The following is an 8,475-nucleotide window of genomic DNA, read 5'->3' on the forward strand; positions in this document are numbered from 1 at the left end:
GGCCATGCCTGTAAAAACAACACATGTCGGGTCTTTGCCGCGCTCGCAAGAGGTGGTCGATTTTATCTTTGCCCGCGAACGCGAAGAGCCTTTCGATCAGGCCGCTTTTGACGCGAGCATGTCGAAAGCCGTTTCCGAGACTGTGCGCAAACAGGTTGAGGCGGGCGTGGACATCGTCAGTGATGGCGAGACTTCAAAGATTTCCTATGCCACCTACGTGAAGGATCGATATACCGGATTTTCAGGCGACAGCCCGCGCAATGCCCCGGCTGATCTGAAGATGTTCCCCGGCTTTCTGAAACGGCTGGCCGATGACGGTGGCACACCAAAATACGCGCGGCCCCAATGCACCGGCGAGGTGCGCTCGAAAGGGCAGGGAGAGCTTGAGAAGGATATTGCCAACCTCAAGGCCGCCATGGCGCAGCACGGGGCCGAGCGCGGATTTATGAACGCGGCATCCCCAGGCGTGATTTCGCTTTTCCTGCAAAACGATTTCTACCCAACGCGTGAGGCTTATCTGGCCGCGTTGGCGGATGCGATGAAGGATGAATACGAAACCATCGTGGCCGCCGGTCTGGATATCCAGTTGGATTGTCCCGACCTTGCCCTGTCGCGCCATATGCTGTTCACTGATCTGACAGACGAGGAATTCGTCAAGATCGCCGATATGCACGTTGTGGCGCTGAACCATGCGTTGCAGAATGTACCGCAGGATCGGGTGCGGGTGCACATATGTTGGGGAAATTACGAAGGCCCGCATTGCTGCGACATTGCCATGGACAAGGTGTTCACGACGCTGATGAACACCAAATCTCGCTATGTGTTGTTCGAAACCTCGAACCCGCGCCATGCGCATGAGTGGACGGTGTTCCATGACCGCAAGGGTGAGATTCCCGACGACAAGGTTCTGGTTCCCGGTGTCGTCGACACCACGACGAACTTTGTTGAGCATCCCGAACTGGTGGCGCAGCGGATTGAACGGTTCACCGATATCGTAGGGGCTGACCGGGTGATCGCAGGCAGTGATTGCGGCTTTGGCACCTTCGCGGGCTTTGGTGCGGTCGATCCGGATATCGCTTATGCCAAGCTGACAGCATTGTCCGAGGGCGCAAAGCTGGCCCGGGCATGACTCCGCTGGTTCTGCTACCCGGAATGATGTGCGATGCGCGGTTGTTTCAGCCGCAGATCGCCGCTCTGTCGGGTTCGCGGCCATTGATGACCTTTCCACTTGCGACGCAGGACAGCGTGCAGGCAATGGCGGCTTACGTCTTGTCCCACGCCCCCCCAGTTTTCGCGCTGGCGGGTCTTTCCATGGGTGGCATCGTGGCGATGGAGGTGGTGCGGCAGGCACCAGAGAGGGTTGAGCGGTTGGCCCTGCTGGACACCAACCCGCTGGCCGAAAGGACGCAGGTCAAGGCGCGTCGCGGGCCGCAGATGGCTGCGGTGAAGGCGGGCCAGCTGCGCCAGGTAATGCGGGATGAGATGAAGCCCAACTATCTGGCCGATGGCCCCGATCGGGGTGCTATTCTTGACCTCTGCAAGGCCATGGCGATGGATCTTGGTCCCGATGTATTTCTGCGCCAATCCCGCGCTTTGATGGATCGCCCCGACCAGAGTGAGACCTTGAAATCCTATACCGGCCCCGCACTTATTCTGTGCGGACGCGAGGATGGCCTGTGCCCGGTGGAGCGGCACAGGCTGATGCACGAATTGCTGCTAAACAGCACATTGGAAATCATCGAAGAGGCCGGGCACCTGCCTACTTTGGAAAAGCCCGATGATACGACAGCAGCCCTGATCCGGTGGTTGGAAGCCACATGATAGGACCTGATGCGCAGGCAAATACCGCAGCGTCCGTGCATTAATTTAGTTGGCGGCTTTAATCAGTGTTTCTGAGGCCTTGTGATCTCCGGCTTCGAAAAGAAGCCAATCATGGAAGGACCTGATGAGGGGATCTGTCCGCCGCGATGATTGTGTCGCAATAGCATAGATGGTGAATGGAAGCGTCGTGGCGTCGAACAGTCTGACAAGCCGGCCTTCCTCAACCGTCGCGCGCACAACGACTTCGTAGGCCAGCGAGATGCCCAAACCGGCCTCTGCTGCGGTCGAGGCATATTCGCAGTTCGGATAGACAGGATCACCATCTGAAAGCTCAGCCACAACGCCTGCCGCACGGAACCATTCAGGCCATTGGTCGTCAACTTCGTCCCGAAACAGTGTCAAACGCAGCAGGTCGCGCGGATGGGAGATGTTGTTGCGCTCTAGCAGCGATGGTGACGCAACTGGATAGCGCGCCGAACACAGAAAAGGCGTGACATCAACACCATTTTCCGGGTCATCGCGCCATTTGATGACAATGTCAGCGTCATTGGTTGCGAAATCCGTCGAAGGGGCACCCTCTGCAATACGTAATCGAATGGACTGCGCGTGCTCAAATCGCCCCAGTCGTGGCAAAAGCCAGCGGGCCGCAAAACCCGGTGTGGACAATACCCGCAGAGTTTGCCCGTCCTCGTCACCCTTTGCCGCCCGCGTGCTGTCGTCGAGATGATCGAGCAGTTGAGTAAGCCGCCCTGCGTAACCTCGTCCCGTGGCGGTCAGACTGATCCTGTTGCTCTCACGGTGAAAAAGAGCCGTCGCAAGATAGTCTTCGAGGGCCCGGATTTGATGCGAAATTGCAGAGGGGCTCAAACAGAGCTCTTGCGCGGCATCCTTGAAACTTAGATGACGAGCCGCGGCCTCGAATGCTTTCACAGCCGAGAAGGGAGGCAATTGCCGTTTCTTCACGCGTGAATTTCCCTCACTGGGTGATGAAAAATCATCTTTTGCCAGCAATCATACCATCCGGCTAGGCTTACCGCAAATCCACACCTGCCAAATGGAGAGACCCATGTCCTCTTTCAGACGCGCCGCGCTGACCGCGGCCGCCCAGCTTTTTGTTGTTGCCAGTTCGTCAAATGCGGACACGCCGGAAATTCCGGCAGCGTTGATTGAAGACCTTCACGTTTGGGTCGATTCTGCCTCGGACCTTCCCCGCGCCCGTGAACCGGCCAGCATCGTGTTTGCAACGCGTAACGACGTTTCAGACCCCGGCGAAATGGCTTCGATGATCGGGACAGAACCGCGCGGTTTGTACGACCCGATGACCGGTGAAATCACGTTGGTTCTGCCCTGGAGCGCATCAAACCCACAGGACATATCGGTGCTTCTGCACGAGCTTGTGCATCACCGTCAGAACGACCGACACTACTATTGCCCGGCGGCCAAAGAGCAAACCGCCTACAACTTGCAGAGGGACTGGCTGGCTGAACGCAGCATGGACCTTGATGTTAATTGGATTGCAGTCATCCTTGCGTCCAGCTGCGCACCGCGTGACGTCCACCCCGAGAGCGCCGACTAACCAATCCGGGAAGTCCTTCCCCGCGAGCGAATGAGATTTCGTGCTTTGAGTGGCAAGCGTCACCTTTCGGAAGGCCCGACGCGATGCGCGCGTCAGACCTTGGATATCGCGTTCTTAAGTCATGCTGGCTTTATCACGCGCTCAGTGAGGCTTTGCGCCCGTATTTATTACCGCGCAGAAGCATGAAAGCTGACAGACCCAAGGCCATCACCTGAAGGTCAGCGATTGTAAGCGCACCCCAGTAGAAATAAACGATTACCCCGGTAACAGCTGCCACACCCGCAAAGCCGCCAAGACGGGTAAGGGCATCGCCAGCGAGCCGGAACTTACCCAGTTGCGGTCTGAACGTTTCGATCACACCACCCACGATCAGTGCGGCAGCGCCAAAGATTTCTGCAAATGCGGCAAGAATGTACAATGCCGCCGGTACGCCAAAATCCCCGGTGACGTGAATACGGACGGAAACTTTTGTTGGCCGTAGTAGAACAGTAGTCCCGCAAGTGGGATGCGGATTGTCCAGTGCGCGAAGCGATCACTCCAATCGAAGCCGGGCACCCGGCCCTTGCGCCGCCCAATCGTATAGACCACTTGTGCAAGTCCCTGACGTTTCGATGAGTTTGAGTTCACGGTCATGTCGCTCGGCATGTCATTCCTTCCATGTGTTGCTGATTACTGTGTTGGGCTCTCCGTCCATTGCGCAGCAGGACCTGTGTGTCCCGCTGCCATTTGTGCCGTTCCTTTAGCTGTTTTGATCAGTGCCGCTTTCGTCGGTGGTGATCAAAGACCTTGCCTCTTCCACCAGCGCTTCAAGCTTGTCCCCGCCTTTTCCGGGGACGCGTGCTTTGAGGATATCATCAGCATTTGACAGGTCATCCCCGACTACAACCAATGCGACCATACCCATGGCCTGATGCGGCAAGCACACAACAGCAGTAAGGCCGGTTTCTGTTACTTCGTACTCAATCGCCTGGTTTACGCGTCCTCGGAACGGTTCTTGTCCTTCGGGAAGCGCGTCTTTAACGGATTGAGCGTTGTGTGACTTGTCAGTTGGAACGAAACGGATGATGTCACCGACTTCGGCACGGATCAGTTCCTGGCTGAAGACCATTCGGTCTCCGTCCTCGTTCTTGTTCAACATCTCGATCTCGATGATGTCAGCAAGCGCAGGTGCGGCAGATGCCACACTGAGTGCGATGGCTAGCAATGTCGTTTTCATAGCAGTCTCCCGATTATTGATCTGACGGCAGATAGCGAGCGCTGTTGAGAAGTCCGGTGAGGAACCGAAAATAGCGACGGTTTAGCGCACCAAGGGGAGCAGACGCACACAGGCAGGTTTCGATTGGACGTACCTGCCCATGTCCGAATGATGGATTAAAGGCCGCAGGATTTGCCCCATGTGGCAGGTGATCTTTGTGCGTCGAACATATCAGAAGTTCTTAATTACCGATCTGCCGTCCCCTAGGTGGTGCGTTTTCAACTGCCTTTGCAGCGTTGAGAAGCCGTCGTGCGGCTTGCCCCGGAAATCCTTCTTCCTCGCCTTCGTCGAATACCGCGTAGGCAGCATATGCAAATCGGGGCGCTTCCTCGATCAGGCTTAACCAGCCTTCACTCAATGCCGGTTCAACAACACGCCGCGGAAAATAACCGGCCGAGGGCACAGACCTCAGGTACTGAAGGCCAAGCGTACCAATCCCCAATTGCAGGCGTGGCGCATCAAGTTCAGGAAAATTCAGCAGATGGTCAGCCCGAAATTCCGGACCCCAATCTATCAGAACATATGATTCACCCAGTTCAGTTGGTAGTGCGTTTGGCCCACTGCTTACCAGAACAAACTCATCCTGAAAGAGTTGAAGGGCAGATAAGCCTGACGCTTTGCGGGGGCGGTACATGATGGCAAGATCAAGACCGCCCTCTGAAATCTCACGTGACAGGGTTTGAGGGGACGCTGCTGATGCCCTGATTGCGACGTCTGGCAGTGCCTCCATTAAATCGGGTAAGGCTTCGATAAGGTATCCGTCCCAGAGGCTGGGGGCAGCCCCGATTTCCAGCGCGGCGGCCATTGTTACGGGCAGGCCCGCATCCAGCTTTGCTTGCGTCCAGGTTCGCACAAGGACCTGAGCATGTTTCAAGAAATGCCGCCCTGCAGGTGTTAGGGTTGCGCCCGACTTGCCACGTTCGAATACCGCCTGTCCCAGCTGTTGCTCTAGCGTTCGAATGCGCATACTGACCGTCGATTGCGTAACATGCACCTTGTTTGCCGCATCAAAAAAGGTGCCTGTTTCAACGACGGCCAGGAATGTTCGGGCAAGCTCAATATCCACGGGTCACCTATTTGAATATCCGATATTATCGACGACAAAAATTCGTTATTCAATACGATGCGACTGTGTCATAGTGCCTGTGTAGCGCAGAAGTGCCCCCACCAGATCGGAAGACCAATCAACGGATTTCATTTTGTAGTGGAGATCCCGACCTGCGGAGGCGTTGCAACCTGAACACCCGAAGATGCACCTACACCAGCGCGCTACACCAACCCCGAAACGGGCAAGCTGCCCATGTTTCCTGGAGACCAAAAATGGGTCGAGTTTCAATTGTTACTCTGCTCTCACCACTGTTCGCTCTGCCTGCGTTCGCCGTGCCAGCCGATTCTGATATGGATGGCGACGGGCTTGCGTCTTTGGCAGAGCTGCAGACGAAGTATCCTCAGATAACCGGGGATATTTTCCTTGATATAGACGCAAATGCAGATGGTTTCATCAACGAAGTCGAATTGTTGGCCGCCGTTGAGGCCGACCTTCTGCCCGCGTCCATCACCGATCAGTAAGCCAGAGGCGATCAAGCCATGAGAAAGCCAATCCCACCCTACAGGTGGATGATTGCAGCGCTGGGTATCTGGTTGGTTATGTCTCCATTTCTTCTGTTTAGCCAGGAGGTTCTGCTACGGGGCTTGGCTGATCGGGAGATGCTTGTTTTCATGACCTTCGGATTTGGCATCCTGCTCATGTGCAGCAGAGTTACCCAAGGCCACCATCTCGTATGGGTGGCTCCGGTCGTGGCGACTGGGTTAGTTTTGATTGCTATGCCAATGCTGTTGGGTTTCTCCGGACACCATATGGCTGCGGCCAATGCGTGGGTGTCCGGGTCGGTTCTGATTGCGCTTGCCGCTTGGGAGGTGTTGGTGAGCCAAAAAACGGTACACGATCGCTTAGAATGACACGGGGCGCGGGATGTCGCCCCGTGTTTTTTCCTGTCCCATGTTATTCTGAAATGGCGCCATGAACCGCGAACTCTCAAATGAGGCATAGCCATGACCATCGCCAGCATAGTTGACGCGCAGAAATTTAAGCGCCGCCCCTTTTGTGATACCGACACAACCGTTTTTGACGCGGCCGTGACGATGGCCCTTCTCTAAGTCAACGCGCTGGCTGTCATCGAAGATGGGCAACTGGTCGGAATTATCAAGGATCATGGTATCCTTCTGTGCCTTGCGGATTCCTGCTCGTCTTTTTACGAGCAGACCGTGAACGATTGGATGACAGAAAACCCGGTTGCCTGTCCGACTGGCGCTAAGCTGTCCACCGCTCTAAACCTGATGGCCAAGCACGAGGTCCGCAATCTTGTGATTACGCAGCGCGGCGAACCGTTAACTGTGGTGAGCAGCAAGGAAATCCTTGCGCGCATCCATGAAGAGGATGAGCTTGAACAGGCGGTGCTCCGGGGCATGGCTCGTAAAACTTCGGATCGGCCAAACGCCTGAAGCCAAAGCGATACGCAATTGTTTGTAAAGGTCAGTGAACGACCCGTTGACCAGTTTCAGCTTTTGAGAAAGCAGTCTGCAAGGGTCAGGCAAAACGTTTTGCCTTATTCATCCGTGACACGGAACTCACCTGACGCTGCATCAGTCGGAGGTTCATCAAACTCCTGTGAGATGAGCCCCCTGCGGATAAGCTCGCGAATTGCGGCTGCTCTGGATGGCAAACGGTTTTCAAACCGCCAGTCATCGATCGCTTTCAGCTCTTCCAAGTCTAGCATCAGCTGGAGTTTTTCAGTTCTTTTCGGCGGCCGGGATTGGTCAGACACTGAAACACCCTCAATTACATACGTCACTTACTCCAAATATGTATGACAGGGCATCTCCATTTCTACAACCGCATGCGTCAGCGCTGTTCGACACCTTGTACATGGCACCTCATGAACCTGGGTGACTAATGGCGTATACGTCTTTTAACTATCTGTTTTTATTTGATTTTAAGTAAATATGTATACATGTTGAGTGTAGTTGATTAACAAAAAGGATTGAACATGACGTATCAAGTTCTGAAACCCGAAGCGCAAGACCAAACCTATGATACGGGCATCGGCAAAAACACCTGGATCGCCAATGCGGTCACCGAAGTGCTGGCTGACAGCATGCTGCTGATGGTGAAAACCCAAGGGTGCCACTGGAATGTCGTGGGTCCGCTGTTTTTACCGATACATGAGCTGACCGAGCGTCAGTATCGTGACCTTTTTGAGGCGGTCGACGAATTGGCGGAACGTATCCGTGCTTTGGGTCATGTTGCACCGATTTCGTTCACGGACATGCTAAGCCAAGCGACGCTGGCGGAAGAAGAGACCGTCAAAGACGCTCATGGTATGATCAAACAACTGATTGCAGATAACGAAACAATCGTGCGCAACCTGAGGGAAACGGCGGCGCTTGCGTCACGGCACGGCGACGGAGCGACCGAAGACCTGATGAATGCGCGCATGGTCAAACACGAAGAGGCGGTTTGGATGCTCAAAGCTGTCGTGGCTGCTTGACGCCGCGCAATTAGGATCCTTCGCCCTAGCATGCAACGTTTTATCTGAACAAAACAAACCATGCACAGACCGTTGCTCGGGCCAGAATGCAATGATTTCCGACGCACTACATAATTCACGGCGCGGAAAACGGAGCGGTGATGTAAGCGAACTTTTCTGTCTAGGCCCCGGGCTTCGGTATTGGGGCGGTCCCAGTAAAGCTGTTTTGCGCAGCATGATTTGTCCGCGATGGCGGTGTCGCTTTATCAATTCGTGCCCGCCCTGCTTTCTGTCGC

At 55.1% G+C, this 8,475-nt stretch carries 13 protein-coding genes; 7 read left to right on the plus strand and 6 right to left on the minus strand.

Annotated features, from left to right (window positions below; genetic code table 11):
* The first annotated feature begins 4 nt into the window (after positions 1 to 4).
* Together AC2FIT_RS21540 and AC2FIT_RS21545 are read left to right on the plus strand one after the other, a co-directional pair.
* Complete coding sequence (locus AC2FIT_RS21540; RefSeq protein WP_496832341.1) at positions 5 to 1,129, plus strand: cobalamin-independent methionine synthase II family protein; 1,125 nt, start codon at positions 5 to 7, stop codon at positions 1,127 to 1,129.
* Positions 1,126 to 1,821, plus strand: coding sequence for an alpha/beta fold hydrolase (locus tag AC2FIT_RS21545; RefSeq protein WP_496832342.1), 696 nt, complete (start codon positions 1,126 to 1,128; stop codon positions 1,819 to 1,821). Before AC2FIT_RS21540 ends, AC2FIT_RS21545 begins: the two co-directional genes overlap by 4 nt.
* Positions 1,822 to 1,866: 45 nt before the next feature.
* On the opposite strand, the gene AC2FIT_RS21550 is transcribed toward AC2FIT_RS21545, so the two are convergent.
* Positions 1,867 to 2,784: a LysR substrate-binding domain-containing protein gene (locus AC2FIT_RS21550; RefSeq protein ID WP_496832344.1), complete on the minus strand. Its 918-nt coding sequence runs from the start codon at positions 2,782 to 2,784 to the stop codon at positions 1,867 to 1,869.
* Between the two features lie 103 nt (positions 2,785 to 2,887).
* Here AC2FIT_RS21550 and AC2FIT_RS21555 point away from each other — a divergent pair, with 103 nt between their 5' ends.
* The gene (locus tag AC2FIT_RS21555) at positions 2,888 to 3,397 is read left to right on the plus strand and encodes a DUF6647 family protein (protein WP_496832346.1); all 510 of its coding nucleotides are present in this window, start codon (positions 2,888 to 2,890) and stop codon (positions 3,395 to 3,397) included.
* 133 nt (positions 3,398 to 3,530) lie between these two features.
* On the opposite strand, the gene AC2FIT_RS21560 is transcribed toward AC2FIT_RS21555, so the two are convergent.
* The 3 genes from AC2FIT_RS21560 to AC2FIT_RS21570 all read right to left on the minus strand — a co-directional run bounded on the left by AC2FIT_RS21560 (position 3,531) and on the right by AC2FIT_RS21570 (position 5,718).
* Positions 3,531 to 3,815, minus strand: coding sequence for a hypothetical protein (locus tag AC2FIT_RS21560; RefSeq protein WP_496832348.1), 285 nt, complete (start codon positions 3,813 to 3,815; stop codon positions 3,531 to 3,533).
* 321 nt (positions 3,816 to 4,136) lie between these two features.
* Positions 4,137 to 4,613 (minus strand): pseudoazurin, encoded by a 477-nt coding sequence (locus tag AC2FIT_RS21565; protein ID WP_496832350.1) that lies wholly within the window; start codon positions 4,611 to 4,613, stop codon positions 4,137 to 4,139.
* 220 nt (positions 4,614 to 4,833) lie between these two features.
* Positions 4,834 to 5,718 carry a LysR family transcriptional regulator gene (locus AC2FIT_RS21570; RefSeq protein WP_496832352.1) on the minus strand — a complete coding sequence of 295 codons (885 nt, stop codon included), beginning with the start codon at positions 5,716 to 5,718 and terminating at the stop codon, positions 4,834 to 4,836.
* Positions 5,719 to 5,972: 254 nt separating this feature from the next.
* On the opposite strand from AC2FIT_RS21570, the gene AC2FIT_RS21575 reads away from it, so the two are divergent.
* Complete coding sequence (locus AC2FIT_RS21575) at positions 5,973 to 6,221, plus strand: EF-hand domain-containing protein (RefSeq protein ID WP_496832354.1); 249 nt, start codon at positions 5,973 to 5,975, stop codon at positions 6,219 to 6,221.
* An 18-nt stretch (positions 6,222 to 6,239) separates the two neighbouring features.
* Positions 6,240 to 6,611 (plus strand): SPW repeat domain-containing protein, encoded by a 372-nt coding sequence (locus AC2FIT_RS21580; protein WP_496832356.1) that lies wholly within the window; start codon positions 6,240 to 6,242, stop codon positions 6,609 to 6,611.
* Here AC2FIT_RS21580 and AC2FIT_RS21585 read toward each other — a convergent pair.
* Positions 6,603 to 6,866 carry a hypothetical protein gene (locus AC2FIT_RS21585; protein ID WP_496832358.1) on the minus strand — a complete coding sequence of 88 codons (264 nt, stop codon included), beginning with the start codon at positions 6,864 to 6,866 and terminating at the stop codon, positions 6,603 to 6,605. The two genes, AC2FIT_RS21580 and AC2FIT_RS21585, sit on opposite strands and share 9 nt — an antisense overlap.
* A 51-nt stretch (positions 6,867 to 6,917) precedes the next feature.
* Here AC2FIT_RS21585 and AC2FIT_RS21590 point away from each other — a divergent pair, with 51 nt between their 5' ends.
* Positions 6,918 to 7,154 carry a CBS domain-containing protein gene (locus AC2FIT_RS21590; RefSeq protein ID WP_496832360.1) on the plus strand — a complete coding sequence of 79 codons (237 nt, stop codon included), beginning with the start codon at positions 6,918 to 6,920 and terminating at the stop codon, positions 7,152 to 7,154.
* A gap of 104 nt (positions 7,155 to 7,258) precedes the next feature.
* Here the strand turns inward: AC2FIT_RS21590 and AC2FIT_RS21595 are convergent, their stop codons facing one another.
* Positions 7,259 to 7,429, minus strand: coding sequence for a hypothetical protein (locus tag AC2FIT_RS21595; RefSeq protein ID WP_224891240.1), 171 nt, complete (start codon positions 7,427 to 7,429; stop codon positions 7,259 to 7,261).
* Between the two features lie 270 nt (positions 7,430 to 7,699).
* Here AC2FIT_RS21595 and AC2FIT_RS21600 point away from each other — a divergent pair, with 270 nt between their 5' ends.
* Positions 7,700 to 8,200 (plus strand): Dps family protein, encoded by a 501-nt coding sequence (locus AC2FIT_RS21600; RefSeq protein ID WP_496832362.1) that lies wholly within the window; start codon positions 7,700 to 7,702, stop codon positions 8,198 to 8,200.
* The last annotated feature ends 275 nt before the right edge of the window (positions 8,201 to 8,475 follow it).

This window comes from Ruegeria sp. YTSA135 (assembly GCF_059610165.1).

Coding starts and splice junctions, on each gene's coding strand:
- AC2FIT_RS21540 (WP_496832341.1), top strand. CDS start 5: ATGCCTGTAAAAACAACACATGTCGGGTCTTTGCCGCGCTCGCAAGAG.
- AC2FIT_RS21545 (WP_496832342.1), top strand. CDS start 1,126: ATGACTCCGCTGGTTCTGCTACCCGGAATGATGTGCGATGCGCGGTTG.
- AC2FIT_RS21555 (WP_496832346.1), top strand. CDS start 2,888: ATGTCCTCTTTCAGACGCGCCGCGCTGACCGCGGCCGCCCAGCTTTTT.
- AC2FIT_RS21565 (WP_496832350.1), bottom strand. CDS start 4,613: ATGAAAACGACATTGCTAGCCATCGCACTCAGTGTGGCATCTGCCGCA.
- AC2FIT_RS21575 (WP_496832354.1), top strand. CDS start 5,973: ATGGGTCGAGTTTCAATTGTTACTCTGCTCTCACCACTGTTCGCTCTG.
- AC2FIT_RS21580 (WP_496832356.1), top strand. CDS start 6,240: ATGAGAAAGCCAATCCCACCCTACAGGTGGATGATTGCAGCGCTGGGT.
- AC2FIT_RS21585 (WP_496832358.1), bottom strand. CDS start 6,866: ATGATCCTTGATAATTCCGACCAGTTGCCCATCTTCGATGACAGCCAG.
- AC2FIT_RS21595 (WP_224891240.1), bottom strand. CDS start 7,429: ATGCTAGACTTGGAAGAGCTGAAAGCGATCGATGACTGGCGGTTTGAA.
- AC2FIT_RS21600 (WP_496832362.1), top strand. CDS start 7,700: ATGACGTATCAAGTTCTGAAACCCGAAGCGCAAGACCAAACCTATGAT.